The following is a 14,789-nucleotide window of genomic DNA, read 5'->3' as shown; positions in this document are numbered from 1 at the left end:
ACAGAAAGAAATTTAAAATGCCTTGGCCATGGATTATTGGCGGTCTTGCCATTGGAGCGGTGTGGATTTACAAAGAATATTTTGATAAGGACGATCCCCTCAAAGACCCACCGCCCCCATCGCCAAGAAAAAGCTCTACCTGCTCTATGGTTTGAGTGGTGCGGGTAAAACAGAGTTGCGCCATGTCTTAATTGATCATAGTTTTAAGGGCAGTGATCATAAGGCGACTACCAACCTTGAATTATACAAAGGGAGAAATTTTGGGCTGTTAGATTGCACGGGGAGTAGCCATAGCCTCAATAATGATTTTGTCAAAACAAAGAGCGCAGACTATGAAGAACGCGTCCTTGTTTATGTGTTTAGTGCGGTGGCATATCTCAAAGAACCAAAGACTGCCACAGACATCAAGACCCACATTGGAGTCTACACAAAAATGGCAGGCGATTTAGGCGCACAAAAGGTGTTTGCCCTCGGCACGCATAGCCTCAGCGATCAATACGGCTATGTGCCTAGCTCCAGCGATCACAAGCGCATTATCCAAGACTTGCAAGCTTTAGCCCTTGTGCGTGTCTTTGAACTCAAGGATAGCCCTATATAGAGATTGAAAGATTTTTAGGGATTTCATGAGTGTCTATGCCTATATGCAAGATACAGAGCAAAAACTCGTAGTGGTGCAAGATGGCAAAATATTGGAGGGAGAGGATCAAACACGAGCTCTAGAGTTCATCAACCAAACCCTCTTGACGCTCTCAAGACCAAACTTGAAAAAGAGGCTGTTTATGGTGTGGGGGCAGGGGTTTGGCGTATTTAAAACACCCTAAGTTAGATCGCATCGGGCGGGTGTTACGCCATTTTTATCTACGATAACAAGGAAAACTTGGACGCGATTGCTCTAAGCGCGCAAGCATTGGGCTTTGAGGGCGCAAAAATCCCTAGAAAACTCAAATGGTTATCATGCCCGCTATACAAATGCTGGGCGTGCTTAAGAGACTTGCTAAACACATTAACCACATTGAAAAGGAAAGAACAAAAATGAAAAAAGTGATTTTACTGGACAAAACTTAGGCGCAGGAATTTGAAGAGGCTAAAAAACTTTTCCCAAAAGAGATGCAAGCTTTGATTTGGCGAATTTCTTGGGCATGCTCTTTAGCAAAATGGGCAAAAAGAACTTTGGTTTTAAAGTGAGCAGGAGTCAAGAAGAATTTCAAGAGATGGCAGAGGAAACACGCGGGAAGGGTGGTTTCACGGCTATTGTGGCTGGGAGTAGCATGGAAGAAGAATCGCAAAACACAAAAAAAACTAGAACACAGCAACAATCCACATTCACGCGTGAATCTGGTGATTTTGGGGACCAATGCACCCCTAAAGAATTGCAAGATTGGTTGGATCAAAGAGGGATCAGCCACCAAGCCCTAGAAAAAGTAGGCGTGGCTGAACTTGTGGACACCTTTTTGAGGAATGGGAAAGTTAAGGAAAACGCGTCTTTCAAGAACCATTACGGAATGGAAAAGACTTTTGAGGAAGTCAGTCGCGAACAAATGGATTTTCACACCCAGATTGGTGTGAATAAGGGCTTGTCAAACTTTTTTGCCAAAGGGTTTTTACATAGATTGGCGCAATTAAATTTAGGTGTGGACGCGAGTGGGTCGGGGGGGTTCTAGCAACCAGTGCAAACGCTATGAAAAATACGCCCTATTTTACGCAGTTAAGTTTTAAACAAGGAGGAGTTATGCCAAAAAATGCCCTAGAGGGGGGCGCAAGAGGGGGTTAGATGTGGAATCTGTCTTATCCACAGCCGGGGCGATCCTCAAAGACGCGTTGCCACCCACAATCCGCAAACGCGTAGACATGCTATTAGCAACCAAACAGATCGCCCAAGATGTTTATGAGGAATTTTTAGAAATTTTCTAGTTTATCGGAAAGGCGATGGGGTGTGCGAACCAGCAATAGGCAGTGTGTTATGGCATGATCTTGCCGATGCGTTTTCGCACACGGGAGTCTATGTAGGTGGGGGGCAAATCGTGCATTTGACCGGTAAATTCAATGGGAGTCGCATTGAAAAATGCACTTCTCAAGGGTTTTCGGAAGGCAAGATCATTTTTGTCTCTTGTCGTGGCACAAGAACGGTTGGCGATCTTGACATAGGGGCATTGTCCTTAGTGGGGCAAGCTAGGGATTACCACTTGTTTAAGCCTCCTCGGCAGAAATCCCACTCGTCTTTAGCGGGTGGGATGAATGCCACTAATTCGTGGTATAATGCTCTCATACATTCGTATCTAGCGCAGGGAGTGCGCAAAGTTACGCCTTTGGAGATATGATGTGTGAGACCTGTAGGGAATGCGTTGGAGCTCAAACTCTGTAAAATCCCTACTATAGGGACATAGAGTGAGAACCAAACTCTCCCTACGGGCAACATCAGCCTAGGAAGCCCAAATGTCTTTAGTATTTGGGCACTTCGCGAATAATTGCCATGGTTTTATCGCGGAGTGTTTGGGGCAGAACATGGAAGGCGCGATTTATGCACGCAAACCCAGCCAAGAGATCGCCCAAACCCTAAAGATGGATTGTTGGCGGGTGTGGGCACAGTAACTTCGCATCCATTCTAATAGCACTTCTAAACCCCCTCCACTCCCTAAGTCTTGCCCATGTTGGTGATTTGGGCTAGTGGGCAAAACGCCCTAGCGCGTTGCGCGTCTAACAAAGCGCTTTCAACCGGCCGCGTGGGTTGCGCACCGCACAAGTTAGGCAACAAGAGATCAACCCGTCAAGAAACAAGCAAGGCATGAGTCAAAAATGACACACCAATGGCTATAAAGGCAGAATGAAGGGTTTTAAACACCCCAACATGTTTGTATAAAAGATTGCTAATTGCTTATAATCCAGCTATGGGGATCAAGACCTCCAGCAAAGATTTTCCAAAGGAGTAGCCCTCATGACAACAAGCGCTCTTGATCTAAGCCAGCATGCCCTGCAAAGACGCTTTGCGCGCAATCTAAGTTTCTTCCAAAACAATTTACCCGGGCTTTATACCCAACTCTTGCCCCCCCCTACAACCTACAATCTCTTATTTGGCGCGCAGGGTTTTAATATCGTGCAAATCCACGATGGCGCGCTGTTTTTCCCCTATGAAGGGGGCAAACACCAGATGGTAGAAATTTCTAGGCAATGGGCACAAAATATTTTGCAAAACCCCAAATGGCAACTTAAAAGTAGCGGGGTGGAGTTGGGCGCGCTGGATTTAGATAATCTACCTCTGACCAAGCGCGCGTGCGATCAACTCTTAGCTTTAGGCAATCCAAGCACTCCCTTGTCCTTAGGCAAGAATTTCTACCCGCCCAGCGCGCTTTTTGGTTTAGCCGGAGGGCTATTTTTAGCGTTGTTGTTAGAAGAAGGGGCGTTCTTCCACGCGCTCTACATCTATGAAGAACACATTGACTTATTGCGTGTGAGTTGCTTTTTTGTGGATTATGCCAAACTCTTTAAGGCGACTCCCCCTAAAGCGTGTGTCATCTTTTTAAAGCGCATGCCCGATACGCTTTTACAATCCCTTTTTCACGCTAAGAGAATCACCCATAGTTTTTTACATTTAGAGTTTAAGCCCTATGAAAGCCAGGATAGCACCCTAGCCCAACAGCGTTTCAACGCCCATAAAAAAAGTGCGCTAAGGGGGTGGGGGAGTTTTGAAGATGAAATGTTGGGCTTGAGCAACACCTTAGCCAATTTGCAAAAATCCCCCCTAGTGCTCAACCCCCACACTTGCAAACCCTTTAGCGTGCCTATCTGTGTGGTGGGCAATGGTCCGAGTTTAGATGGTTTGTTAGATTTTATACAAACCAATCAAGATCGCATGATCATCTTTAGTTGTGGCACGGCTTTAAAACCCCTGAAAGCGCGCGGTATTGCTATAGATTTTCAGATTGAAATCGAGCGCATTGACTACCTCGCAGAGGTGCTCCAACAAGCCCCCCTAGATCAAACCCCCTTGATCTATGCCAACATGTGCAACCCTAAAGCGGTGCGTTTAGCCCAAGAGAGTTATCTTTTCATGCGCGGGGGGAGTGCGAGCGGGTATCTGTGGGGGGACTTAGCCCTAGAGTATAGTGCGCCCTTTGTGGGCAATGCCGGGGTGAGTTTGGCATGCTTGTTTTCTAAGACTTTGATTTTATGCGGGCTGGATTGTGGCTATATTGAAGGACAAGCCAAGCACGCGCAAGGCTCTTTTTATGGGGTGGAGTGCGCCCACATCCCCAGCGATGCCCTAGAAGTGCGCCCCAACTTTGAGCAAAGCGCACGGGTTTTTGCCGATGGGCTTTTTATTCTCTCCAAAAATCAAATGGGCGCGCTCTTTAAAAAACGCGCTCCCCTAGTTTATAACCTCTCCAGAGGGGCTTATATTGAACACACCCAGCCCATGCGATCTAGCGCGCTTAAACTCCCTCCCTGCGCTAAAGCCAAAGCCCTTAAACGCCTCAAAAGGGTTTTTCAACCAGCCCCTGAAATCCCCCTTCCCATGCGCTTTAACACTCTACTAACCCCTCTTAAAGAAGCGTTAAACACCCCCATTAACACCAAAAGAGAACTCTATGCCCTCATCGATCGCCTGCACGCCTTAAGCATGCACTTGAGCGCGCAACACCCCCTAGAGGGCATTTTATTAGAGGGCACACTTAGCCATTGTTGCATGTACATGCTCTCTAGCGCGCTCTCCCTCCCCCAAGCCCAGATCGCTAAATTTTATACGCGTGCCAAAGAGATTATACTAGAAACCCTAGAGAGGATGGGCGCGCAAGTGGGCGAGCAAGCCTAGCAGGGCGTCCTTGTAACTTTGTGCGCATGCCTTATCTTTGCCCTCAAAACGGGTTACCAGTGTGGGCGTGGTGTTGCTCGCGCGCACCAAACCAAAGCCGTGTTCAAAGATCGCGCGCACCCCATCAATGTTAATCACTTCTAGCACACGGGGAAAATTAGGGGGCAAATCCCCTTTTTCTAAAGTTTCTTGTAATTGCGCCACCAGCTTAAATTTCTCATTTTCAGGCACACTGATTTTTTCCTCAGGGGTTTTATACGAATAGGGCAGATCGCGCACATGTCGCTCTAATTGCTCAGGGGTATGGACCAAAAAGAGTTCTAAAATACGCAAAGCCGCGTAGATCGCATCGTCATAACCAAAATAGCGATCATTAAAAAAGAGATGCCCGCTCATCTCAGCAGCAAAGTGGGCATTAGTTTCTTTGAGTTTGACTTTTAAATTACTATGCCCAGTTTTATACATCAAGGCTTGCCCGATCGCATTAATGCTATCATACATCACCTGCGAACATTTCACCTCGCCAATCACAAAGGGTTTGAGTCCACGCGCGTGCAAATCTTGGGCGAATAAAATCGCTAATTCATCGCCCGCATAGGTGTATGTGGGGGTTAAAAGCGCGATACGATCAGCGTCTCCATCAAAGGCAAGCCCGATTTTTAAGCCCTTTGCTTGCATGCGTGCTTTTAAATCCTCTAGGTTTTTGGCTTCGCTAGGATCGGGGTGGTGGTTAGGAAAAGTCCCATCAGGGTTAGCATAGAGACTTTCAAATGGAATTCCTAGCCCACACAAGATCGGCTCTAAGCCCAGCCCCCCCACTCCATTGCCAAAATCTAGTGCGAGAGTGTAGGGGAAGTTTTGCAGGTGGCTAAAGGCGGTGGCAAGGTAGTGTTGGTAAAAACCAATGGCGTTGAGTTTTCTAGGGGTAGGATCGCTAGCTTGATAGGGTAGGGGGTTTTGTGCGATGTGTTTGGCGAGTTCTTGGATTGCTTCTCCATAGAAAGGTTTTTGATCTAGGGTGATCTTAAAGCCATTGTATTCGGGGGGATTATGCGATCCAGTGATCATAATGGAATTAGCCAGTTGCACGCCCTCTATACTCTCAAAGGTCGCAAAGTAAGCTACAGGGGTGGGAATCATGCCCAGATCAAAGACTTCTACCCCGCTATACGCCAAGCCATTACACAGATGGTTAAAAAGCTCTTGGGCGTGGGTGCGCGCGTCATAACCCACGCCCACGCGTTTATCACGCATTAAATCTCCCAAATGTACGCCGATGTTAAAGACCACTTCTGGGGTGAGTTGGGTGCGCACAACCCCCCTAATATCGTATTCTCTAAAAATGTCCGCTTGTAAGTCCATGTTCATCCTTAGGGTTTGAGTAAATTCAAAGCTTGACTACATAAATCTTTCCAACCTGAAGCAACTTTAATAGCATCACAGGCTTCAAAGGCTTTTTGTGCTTTGTCCAACTTGTTTTGCGCTTTAAAAATACTCCCTTGCATGTAGAGCACATGGGTTTTATCCTTGTCCTCTAGGGGCTTGCTTAACAACACCTCGCTTTGTTTGAGCGCATCTTCTAGTTTGTTTTGGCGCATGAGCGCGCTGATGAGTTGTTCTTGGGCATAGGGCATGAACGCATCGCTCTGGTATTGTTTTTGCAAGGCGATCGCGTTCTTAGCGTAGAGCTCAAGAGTGGTGGGGTTATTGGTGCTTTTTTCCTCATTTTGCAATAAGAGTCCATAGACCTCTAGCATGCGCGCATCGCCCTTAAACCATTCTTGGAGTTTAGGGAAGACTTTAAAAGCTTCTTGGGGGTTGTTGGTGTGCATGTAGTCTAAAAACACCACGAAGGCGATGTCGTAGTATTTTTGTCGTTTATGCAGAGCGGCTAGAGTGAGCGCGTCCTTAGAGGCAAGCAGAGAATCTTGATAATTCTTCAACGCGTAGAGGTTTCTACCCTGACGATAGAGCCAATTAAGGCGATCTTGAGGGCTTTGGGATTGTTTTACGCCGTTTTTAGAAAAGATCGCAGCTTGGTTGTAGAGTTTGGCATCATAAAAACAATCGAAGGCTTCTAGTTGATCTTTCTCATCAAATTCCTCAGGGTTTAAAGGGGTTACCTGCACTAAGAACGAACCCGCGCTTTTGCAATCCCCTTCCTTGATCGCGCTTTTGCCCAGTTGCAATAGCGCGGTTTGCATGGGCTCAGAATTTAGGGGCAGATCCGGAGCCATCGCTAAAACTTGGCTATAGTAGTGCTCTTCTAAGAGCATGCGCGCCTTGTAATCTAGGGCTTTTTGGTGCTCTTTAGAACCTATGGGGTAGTCCTTGATGATCTGGTTATAGCGCGCCAATTTCTCCTCAAAACTCCCATGCATCAAAAAGAGGATTTCTTGATCTCTTTGCTTGATGGTGCTAATGTGCGCGGCGTTGGTGAAATTGTCTAAATAGTTGAGATTGGCGATGTGGGCTTCATTGGGTTGTTTGTTTTTGGCATAGAGCAACCCTAACTCAAAAGCGGCTTTTTCTTTAATCACGGGATCATTGTCTTGGTTGGCGAGCAGTTTGGTGATCTTGATGGCGGGTTCAAAGAGGGCATGCGCCTTGAGGTCTAAAATCATGGCATAGGATTGGGATAAGTCCAAGAGAAAAAAATCTAAATTGGCTTGCAAGATTTTATTAATTAAAGAGGCAGCGTTGGGGCTTTCGCTGTGATCCAAATCAAAGCGCGCCCAAGCGAAGGCGATTTCGCTCGCGCTCTCCTTGTCTTTAGCTTGGCTATAGGCTTTTTGAAACTTTGCTAACGCGCTAGAGCCATCGCCTTCATTGGCAGCCTGTTGGGCTAGGCGCATGTAGGAGAGGGCTGCATAACGGCTTTGGGCGTATTCGTCTAGCACGCGTTTGAATTGTTCGGCGGCTTGTCTGGCGTAGTTGATCTGCATGTAGGCTGTGCCTATCAAGTAGAGCACATGGGGCACTTGGGGATCAGAGGGGTAGAGTTTCAACCAGCGTTCACCAATTTGCAACAGGAGATCGGGGCGTTTTTGGAGTTTAGATAGCGCGATGAGCTCATAGAGATAGAGGTCTTTTCTAAATAAGGTGTCAGGATAAACTTGAAAAATACTGCCGATGGCTTTCAGGGCGTTGAGGTAAGATTGTTCTTGGATGAGTTTCTTAACATTCAAATAGCCATCTAAATCCCCGCCCTTAGAGTAGTGCAAAGGTTGGTTGTCCACCCCTAATTCTTTGATATAGGGCGTTTGCGCGTCTTCAATTACAATGGGGAAATTAAGACCCTTGTGCACAGCTTCATCGGGTTTTTTGGGGCTAAGGAAGGGAATGGTGTAGTGGAAGCCCACCACCTGCCATGCCTTTGAGGTGCGTGCAGTGGTTTTTTGGATGGGGATGTGTTGTTTATAGTCATAGGGGATTGCAAAGAGTTGTTGCTGGAATTTGGGACGGATATGCAAATAAAATACATAATCTTTCATTTCATAGGAGATATCAAAAAAGGGCGTTTTTAAGGGGGTGAAACCGGGCTTGGGGATGGAGTGGATGACACATGTTACCACCTCTGGAGGGATACGCGCTTGGGTGCAAGCAAAGGGGTTATCATGGGTGAGTGTGAGGGTAGCAAAATCCTTATTCCCCTCCTTGCCTTGGGTGAGGCTGAGTTGGAGCGCAAATAAGGGCGCGTGCACGCATGCTAAGAGTGCTAAGGCGCGCTTAAAGGGCATAGTTTTGGAGCACAAAAACGCTAAATACGCATGCTAAAGCCATCGCCACTAACACGCCATACACCCCATACCCCCCATTTAAATGCTCTTGAGGGTGGGGGTTAGCAAAGAGCATGGCTACAAATAAGCGCAAATAATAGACTGCGGCGATCGCGCTATTGATCACCATCACCACGCATAAAAAAACATTGCCCTGAACCAACAGACTTTGCAAAACCAACACCTTGCCCCAAAACATAGAAAAAGGGGGAATCCCGGCTAGAGAGCACATAAAGATCGCCCCTAACAAGGCTAATAGGGGTTGGGTTTTAATGAGTCCATTAAAGCGCGCATAAGGGTAGTCATAGCGCGTAGCCGTGCTATCAGTGCGACTGCTCACCCCCCAAAAGAGCGTGAATGCCCCGACATTAGTCAGCAAGAACAAGAGCCAGTAATTGAGCATAGCCTCTGGGCTCGCGCTAAAGACGCAGGCGAGCGCAAAGCCCGTGTGCGAAATGGAGCTATAAGCCATCATGCGCTTAGCGTCCTTTTGCAAGAGGGCTAGGAGATTGGGGATAGTAATGGTGAGCGCGACCAGCGCGTAAAAGAGGGTTTGTAAAAACGCAATTTGCGTAGCCAAGAAAAAAGAGAACACCCGCCAAGCCACCACCAAGCCCGCAATTTTAGGCACAATAGAGATGAAGGCGGTGAACACCGGGTTATTGCCCTCGTAAATATCGGGCATCCAAGTGTGGAAAGGCACTAAGGATACCTTAAAGCCAATCGCCCCTAGTAAAAACACGCAGGCAAAGGCGCACAACAACACGGGGCTAAAATTCTCTGTAAAGCTCATGTTAGAGAGTTCTAAACTGCCGGTCAATAGGTAGAGGATCATCGCCCCCATGCTAAAAAACACACTAGCTAATACGCCCATGGTGAAATACTTCAAGCCCGCTTCTAGTCCCGTATCCTTATGGTTGAGCGCCATTAAGACACACATGGGGAGCGAAGCGGTTTCAAGCCCTAAGAGAATCACTACGAGATGATCGCTAGAAACCATTAATTGGAAACCCGCCACCATGAATAAATAGAGTCCGTAAAATTCGGGAGTTTGGAATTCCTCAAAACGCTCCTTACTCCAGACCAAGAGCATGAGCAAGAAACTGGCGATCACAATGAGTTTCTGGGCTAGCAAAGAGATAGAATCGATCTCGAGGAGATGGGAGAAACTAAAGGTGGTGTTCACGGGCGCAAAGAGGGCGATAAAATCCAAGCCTAAACATAAAAGCACCAAAGAGATATTCAGATTGCGCGAAAAGTTCTTTTTAAAGGCGTTGAGCAAGAGCACATACACCCCCCCCAACGCGCTAATGAGCATGGGCAAGACACTAGGAAGGCTGAGTTCTTGCAAAGACAAAGAAGTATCCATAACTATCCTTAGGGAGAGACTGATAGGCGCGCGTTTGCGCTTTGCACCAAAGCTTGTGCGCTGGCTTCTATGGAATGTAACAAGGGTTTGGGGTAGATGCCAAAAAATAAAATGGCAATAATGAGCGCACCCAAAACCCCCTTTTGTCCCCAAGAGAGATCGCCTAGAAGGTGTTTTGGAGGCGCGCCAAAAAAGACTTTTCTGTAGAGATTGAGCATGTAGATAGCCGATAAAATAATGGTAATCCCTGCCACAAAGGTGAGCACGGGCGCGCGCTCAAAAAAGCCCAGTAAGCTTAAAAACTCGCCTACAAACGCGCTTGTCAAGGGCAAGCCCACATTAGCTAGAGCCACGATCATAAAGAAAGTTGCATACACGGGCATAAAATGGGCTAGCCCCCTAAAGGCAACAATCTTGCTAGAGCCCTGCCTGCTCACTACAACCCCGATGAGCAAGAAAAGCGCGCTACTCACCAGTCCATGCGAAATCATCGTAAAGATCGCGCCCACTACCCCCGTGCTATTAAGCGCATAAATCCCCACTAAGGCAACCCCCATGTGCGACATGGAGCTATAAGCCACAAGGCGTTTCATCTCGTGCTGAGAACATGCCAACCAGCCCGCATAAATGACCATACACAGCGCAAGCACGCATAGGGGGATAAAAAACGCGCTGATAAAATCGGGAAAAAAGGGCACAAAAAAGCGCAAGAGGGCGTAAGTGCCCATTTTAGAGAGCAGGGCAGCTAAGACGACAGAACCTATGATGGGTGCGTTCCCATAAGCATGGGGCATCCAGCTATGGAAAGGGAAAATAGGGATTTTCACTGCGATACCTATGAAGAAGGCTAGAGCGACCCAAAGGCGCGCATGCTCGGGCAAAACCACTTGGGCTAAACTATAGAGATCAAAACTCCAGCCCCCAGAGACGCTCGCGTAAGCGTAGCCACAATACAAAATCCCCAAGAGCATGAATAAGGAAGCGACAAAAGTGTAAAGAAAGAATTTAAGCCCTGAATAGATTTTAGCCCCTACTCCAAAACGCCCAATCAGATAGAGCACGGGCAAGAGCGAAACTTCCCAAAATAAGTAAAAAAAGATTAAATTGAGCGCGCTAAATACCCCCATGAGCATGCCCTCAAGCAATAAAAGCGCAATGATCATGGCTTGTTGGTGTGCGCGCACATAGAGCACACACAAGAAGATCACCAATGCGCTGAGCACCAATAAAAAGAGTGAAATCCCATCTACACCTACATGGTAGCTAATCCCATAATTCTCTAAAAAGCCCAAAGAACCCACTTCTTCAAATTGCATGCCCGCTTGTGTGGGATCAAAGAGTGCCCATAACCACAGAGTCAAACACAATTCTACAAAGCCCACTAAAACGCCATAGCCCTTGGCGTGGCGATCGGACATGCCAAATAGGGGTAAGGTTGCCACCATAGGCAAGAAGATCAACAGACTTAACAAATGCGAAGGGGGCATTAGTTGCAAATAATCCATGCTATCTCCAGAAACTCAAAATCGCCAACACCAGCATGACTACCACCCCAAAGCCCATCCACCTTAAGCCCGTGCTCAAATTGCCACTTTGCATGGGCACTAAAATTTGGGCTAAAAGCGCGGGGATTTTAGCCAGCGCGTCGATAGCGACATCTAGGGTGCGCACTTCTAATTTGCGCCATAAGAATTTGCCCAAGCGCAAAAAGCCTTGCGCCAGCCAAGCGTAGAGTTGGGGGATGTAGTATTGGTTGTAAAGAAGTTTGTAAAGAAAACCATGCCCCTTATTCTTGCAGACAATCCCGTGTTGGTATTTTTTAATCGCATAGATGATAGCGAGCAAGACCAGCCCTGTAGTGAGGGTGAGCAACAGCCATGTAGGCACGGGGTAGTCTAAAAAAGATTGGGGGATGACTTGTGAGAGGGCGTGCCAAAAGGGGTGTTCTACAAAGCCTGCTACTACGGCTAAGAGCACAAGGGGGCTCATCGCCACGAGCATAAATTTAGGGGCTTCATGGGGGTGTTTAATGCTATGCACTTGGGGGGCAAAAAAGACCAACATCAAGAGTCTAAAGCTATAAAAGGCGGTGAAGACCGCTCCAATGAGCAAGGCTAAAAAGAGTCCATGGTGTCCCGTGCCAAAGGCGACTTCTAAAATCTTGTCCTTAGAGAAAAAGCCTGCCAAAGGGTAGATTCCGCATAGTGCCACAGAGGCGATTGTCATAAAAATCGCGCTTAACTTTAAGGGTTTGTAAAGCCCGCCCATTTTGCTAATGTCTAATTCGTCATGCATGGCGTGCATCACATTACCCGCGCCCAAGAACAAGAGGGCTTTAAAAAAGGCATGGGTGAAGAGATGGAAGAGTGCCACCCAATAAGCCCCTAGCCCGGCAGCTACGAACATGTAACCTAGTTGGGAGAGAGTAGAATAGGCGATAATGCGCTTGAGGTCTTTATTGACTAATGCCATGCTGGCTCCAAAGAGCGCGACAAACGCCCCCAAGCACGCAATAGCATAGCCTAGTTCGGGCAGGGCACTATAAAGCGGGTGGGCGCGCACCAACAAATACACCCCGGCTGTAACCATGGTCGCGGCGTGAATCAAGGCTGATACGGGTGTGGGTCCCTCCATCGCATTGGCTAGCCATGTGTGCAAGGGAAACTGCGCGCTCTTGCCCATCGCGCCCACAAACAACAGCGCGCCTATGCCTAGCAAGACCCCATAATTTATGCTCTGAATATTGGCAAAGATCACTTCATATTGCAACGATCCAAAAGCCCAATAGAGCCATAAAATGCCTAGTAGCATGCCCAGATCGGCGATGCGATTCATCACAAAGGCTTCAATGGAGGCGCTATTGGCACTGCTCTTATGATACCAAAACCCGATGAGTAGATAGGAACACAAGCCCACCCCCTCCCAGCCTACAAAGAGTCCTAGAAAGTTATCACTGAGCACCAAAAAGAGCATGGAAAACACGAAGCCAGAGAGATAACTAAAGTAGCGGTTATAGCCCTTGTCTTCTAGCATGTAGCCAATGGAATACACATGCACAAGGAGCGAAACCAAAGTTACCACGACAATCATCACCGCGTTGATAGGATCAAGCATGAAGGAAAAGCCCACTTTAAACCCACCCACGGCGATCCAATCAAAGAGATAGGCGTTATAAGTGGCGTGATCGAAGAAGACACTCTTGGCAAGCACTAATGCGCTGACAAACGCGCCTGCCAAGAGTGCAGAATTGACAATCCCTACATGCACGAGTTTGGCATACCCTCCTAGCAAACCCGCATAGAGCGCGCCCAGCAAGGGCAAACATAGCACCGCTACTAAGAGCATTTGCGCACAATGGACATCTAGCATACTAGCCTTTCATGCGATTTAGTGTGTCAATGTCTAAGCTCTTGTGCTTTTTAAACCAGAGGATCACCAGCCCTAAGCCCACTGCCACTTCGCCCGCAGCAATGGCAATCATAAACAACGCCACAATCTGCCCGTTAATGTCTTGCAAATAATACCCGATGGCTACAAAGGCGACATTGATGGCATTGAGCATGATTTCTGTAGAGAAAAAGAGCATGAGAATATTCTTGCGGCGCAATAGCCCAGCCAAGCCTACACTAAACAACAAGGCAGAAAAGACCAAATAATGGGGTAACCCAATCACGCGCTTTCCTTTGGAGGGGGGTTAAAATGGCTTTTGCGCAAGGCGGTAGCAATGCCTCCTACCAGCGCCACCAAGAGCATCAAGCCACCCACTTCAAAGGCGAGTAAGTATTTAGTAAAGAGGGCATAGCCGACCAATTTTGTATTAGAAACCTCGCTAGGCGCATTATTCAGCGCGTCTTTGAGCAAAGAGGCGTATTGCCCCACAAAGGGCGCACCCAAGATCAACACCAACACCACCGCCATACACGCCCCTAAAAATACCACGACTTTAGGCGCATGCGCGCGCTCCACAACCTCCTCTGAAGCGTTGAAAAACATCATCCCAAAGGCATACATCACGATCACCGCGCCCACATAGACAATAATCTGCACCACGCCTAAAAACTCTGCATCTAACAAAAAGAAAAACGCCGCAATGAAGACCATTGCCACAGCCAGCGCACTCATCGCATACAAGATATTCTTTGTGGTGATCACCACCAAAGCCATGCCCAAAGTGAGGATCGCAAAGAAGTAAAAGGCAATGGTATCAAACATCTTTTTTTTCCTCTTGGCTGGCTTGTTCCTCTTGGCTGGCATAATCTAGGGGGGTTTGTTGTAAGCGTGTGTGTGCGTCTACACTGGGCGCACCAAAGCCAGCAAATTCTACATGGCTGTGATCTTGTGCGCTTTGCACATCGGTTAAAAACTCTGCCTTGCCTCCAAACTGGGAGCGTTGCACACTGCTATTTTCAAAGCGTTGCCCCATCACAATGGCTAGTTCGGGGCACACCTCCGCGCACAGCCCGCAATAAATGCAACGCCCTAGATTGATCGTGTAGCTGTCAATATGTTTGCGCTCGTCCGCACCCTTGTGCGTGATGATTCTAATACAATTACTCGTGCAAATCTTTTCGCACAACCCACACCCAATACAGCGTTCAGAACCCGATTCTAGGAGTCTTTGCAAGTGGTGCACAGCACGGTAGCGCGGACTTAAAGGCAACACTTCCATAGGGTAGTGGATGGTTACATCTTTGCTAAAGAACTCTTTAATCGTCAAGCCCAAACCCTTAAAAAGGTCCAGTCCAAAAGTAGATTTGAGCGTGCCTAAGAATTTTTGGGGGGCAGTGGTGGGTTTTTGTTCCTGCGCGATCCATTTATAGCGTTGTTGCGCCAT

Annotated in this window: 14 protein-coding genes; 6 read left to right on the top strand and 8 right to left on the bottom strand. The window is 47.6% G+C overall.

All coding sequences use genetic code 11. From position 1 onward, the window contains the following. The first annotated feature begins 175 nt into the window (after window positions 1–175). The 6 genes from EAO33_RS00680 to EAO33_RS00660 all read left to right on the top strand — a co-directional run bounded on the left by EAO33_RS00680 (window position 176) and on the right by EAO33_RS00660 (window position 4,807). Window positions 176–598, top strand: coding sequence for a hypothetical protein (locus EAO33_RS00680; RefSeq protein WP_162982152.1), 423 nt, complete (start codon window positions 176–178; stop codon window positions 596–598). Between the two features lie 523 nt (window positions 599–1,121). Further along, entirely contained in the window at window positions 1,122–1,661 is a 540-nt protein-coding gene (locus EAO33_RS00670; RefSeq protein ID WP_120943983.1) for a hypothetical protein, read from the top strand. A 112-nt stretch (window positions 1,662–1,773) separates the two neighbouring features. Beyond that, a complete protein-coding gene (locus tag EAO33_RS09285) occupies window positions 1,774–1,911 on the top strand; it encodes a hypothetical protein (protein WP_235852941.1) in 138 nt (45 codons plus the stop codon). A gap of 20 nt (window positions 1,912–1,931) precedes the next feature. After that, the gene (locus EAO33_RS00665) at window positions 1,932–2,318 is read left to right on the top strand and encodes a hypothetical protein (protein WP_235852912.1); all 387 of its coding nucleotides are present in this window, start codon (window positions 1,932–1,934) and stop codon (window positions 2,316–2,318) included. Between the two features lie 115 nt (window positions 2,319–2,433). Beyond that, window positions 2,434–2,589: a hypothetical protein gene (locus tag EAO33_RS08960; RefSeq protein WP_162982141.1), complete on the top strand. Its 156-nt coding sequence runs from the start codon at window positions 2,434–2,436 to the stop codon at window positions 2,587–2,589. Window positions 2,590–2,932: 343 nt separating this feature from the next. Then, window positions 2,933–4,807: a 6-hydroxymethylpterin diphosphokinase MptE-like protein gene (locus EAO33_RS00660; RefSeq protein WP_120943981.1), complete on the top strand. Its 1,875-nt coding sequence runs from the start codon at window positions 2,933–2,935 to the stop codon at window positions 4,805–4,807. On the opposite strand, the gene EAO33_RS00655 is transcribed toward EAO33_RS00660, so the two are convergent. Genes EAO33_RS00655 through nuoI form a run of 8 tightly spaced genes read right to left on the bottom strand, consistent with a single transcriptional unit; the run spans window position 4,769 to window position 14,789 of the window. Beyond that, window positions 4,769–6,169 carry a phosphomannomutase/phosphoglucomutase gene (locus EAO33_RS00655; RefSeq protein ID WP_120943979.1) on the bottom strand — a complete coding sequence of 467 codons (1,401 nt, stop codon included), beginning with the start codon at window positions 6,167–6,169 and terminating at the stop codon, window positions 4,769–4,771. The two genes, EAO33_RS00660 and EAO33_RS00655, sit on opposite strands and share 39 nt — an antisense overlap. A gap of 8 nt (window positions 6,170–6,177) precedes the next feature. Further along, on the bottom strand, window positions 6,178–8,562 hold the full coding sequence (locus EAO33_RS00650) for a DUF7494 domain-containing protein (RefSeq protein ID WP_235852910.1): 2,385 nt from the start codon (window positions 8,560–8,562) through the stop codon (window positions 6,178–6,180). Next, the gene (nuoN, locus tag EAO33_RS08955; protein ID WP_162982151.1) at window positions 8,537–9,955 is read right to left on the bottom strand and encodes an NADH-quinone oxidoreductase subunit NuoN; all 1,419 of its coding nucleotides are present in this window, start codon (window positions 9,953–9,955) and stop codon (window positions 8,537–8,539) included. Before nuoN ends, EAO33_RS00650 begins: the two co-directional genes overlap by 26 nt. A gap of 8 nt (window positions 9,956–9,963) precedes the next feature. Continuing rightward, window positions 9,964–11,460 (bottom strand): complex I subunit 4 family protein, encoded by a 1,497-nt coding sequence (locus tag EAO33_RS08950; RefSeq protein ID WP_205589468.1) that lies wholly within the window; start codon window positions 11,458–11,460, stop codon window positions 9,964–9,966. Window position 11,461: 1 nt separating this feature from the next. Beyond that, window positions 11,462–13,324 carry an NADH-quinone oxidoreductase subunit L gene (gene nuoL, locus EAO33_RS00640; RefSeq protein WP_120943975.1) on the bottom strand — a complete coding sequence of 621 codons (1,863 nt, stop codon included), beginning with the start codon at window positions 13,322–13,324 and terminating at the stop codon, window positions 11,462–11,464. Window position 13,325: 1 nt separating this feature from the next. Continuing rightward, the gene (gene nuoK, locus EAO33_RS00635) at window positions 13,326–13,628 is read right to left on the bottom strand and encodes an NADH-quinone oxidoreductase subunit NuoK (protein ID WP_120943973.1); all 303 of its coding nucleotides are present in this window, start codon (window positions 13,626–13,628) and stop codon (window positions 13,326–13,328) included. Next, window positions 13,625–14,167 (bottom strand): NADH-quinone oxidoreductase subunit J, encoded by a 543-nt coding sequence (locus tag EAO33_RS00630; RefSeq protein ID WP_120943971.1) that lies wholly within the window; start codon window positions 14,165–14,167, stop codon window positions 13,625–13,627. The genes nuoK and EAO33_RS00630 overlap by 4 nt, the downstream gene beginning before the upstream one ends. Then, window positions 14,160–14,789 (bottom strand): NADH-quinone oxidoreductase subunit NuoI, encoded by a 630-nt coding sequence (nuoI, locus tag EAO33_RS00625; RefSeq protein ID WP_120943969.1) that lies wholly within the window; start codon window positions 14,787–14,789, stop codon window positions 14,160–14,162. Before nuoI ends, EAO33_RS00630 begins: the two co-directional genes overlap by 8 nt.

Source organism: Helicobacter labacensis (genome assembly GCF_003660285.1).
In the GTDB taxonomy this organism is placed as follows: Bacteria; Campylobacterota; Campylobacteria; order Campylobacterales; family Helicobacteraceae; genus Helicobacter; species Helicobacter labacensis.
Note: the sequence above shows the minus strand (reverse complement) of the source record. Positions and strands in the feature narration are given on the sequence as shown.

What these genes read in the sequence shown, in the direction of transcription:
- EAO33_RS08960 (WP_162982141.1), top strand. Translation starts at nt 2,434, where the DNA reads ATGTCTTTAGTATTTGGGCACTTCGCGAATAATTGCCATGGTTTTATC.
- EAO33_RS00660 (WP_120943981.1), top strand. Translation starts at nt 2,933, where the DNA reads ATGACAACAAGCGCTCTTGATCTAAGCCAGCATGCCCTGCAAAGACGC.
- EAO33_RS00655 (WP_120943979.1), bottom strand. Translation starts at nt 6,169, where the DNA reads ATGGACTTACAAGCGGACATTTTTAGAGAATACGATATTAGGGGGGTT.
- nuoN (WP_162982151.1), bottom strand. Translation starts at nt 9,955, where the DNA reads ATGGATACTTCTTTGTCTTTGCAAGAACTCAGCCTTCCTAGTGTCTTG.
- EAO33_RS08950 (WP_205589468.1), bottom strand. Translation starts at nt 11,460, where the DNA reads ATGGATTATTTGCAACTAATGCCCCCTTCGCATTTGTTAAGTCTGTTG.
- nuoL (WP_120943975.1), bottom strand. Translation starts at nt 13,324, where the DNA reads ATGCTAGATGTCCATTGTGCGCAAATGCTCTTAGTAGCGGTGCTATGT.
- EAO33_RS00630 (WP_120943971.1), bottom strand. Translation starts at nt 14,167, where the DNA reads ATGTTTGATACCATTGCCTTTTACTTCTTTGCGATCCTCACTTTGGGC.
- nuoI (WP_120943969.1), bottom strand. Translation starts at nt 14,789, where the DNA reads ATGGCGCAACAACGCTATAAATGGATCGCGCAGGAACAAAAACCCACC.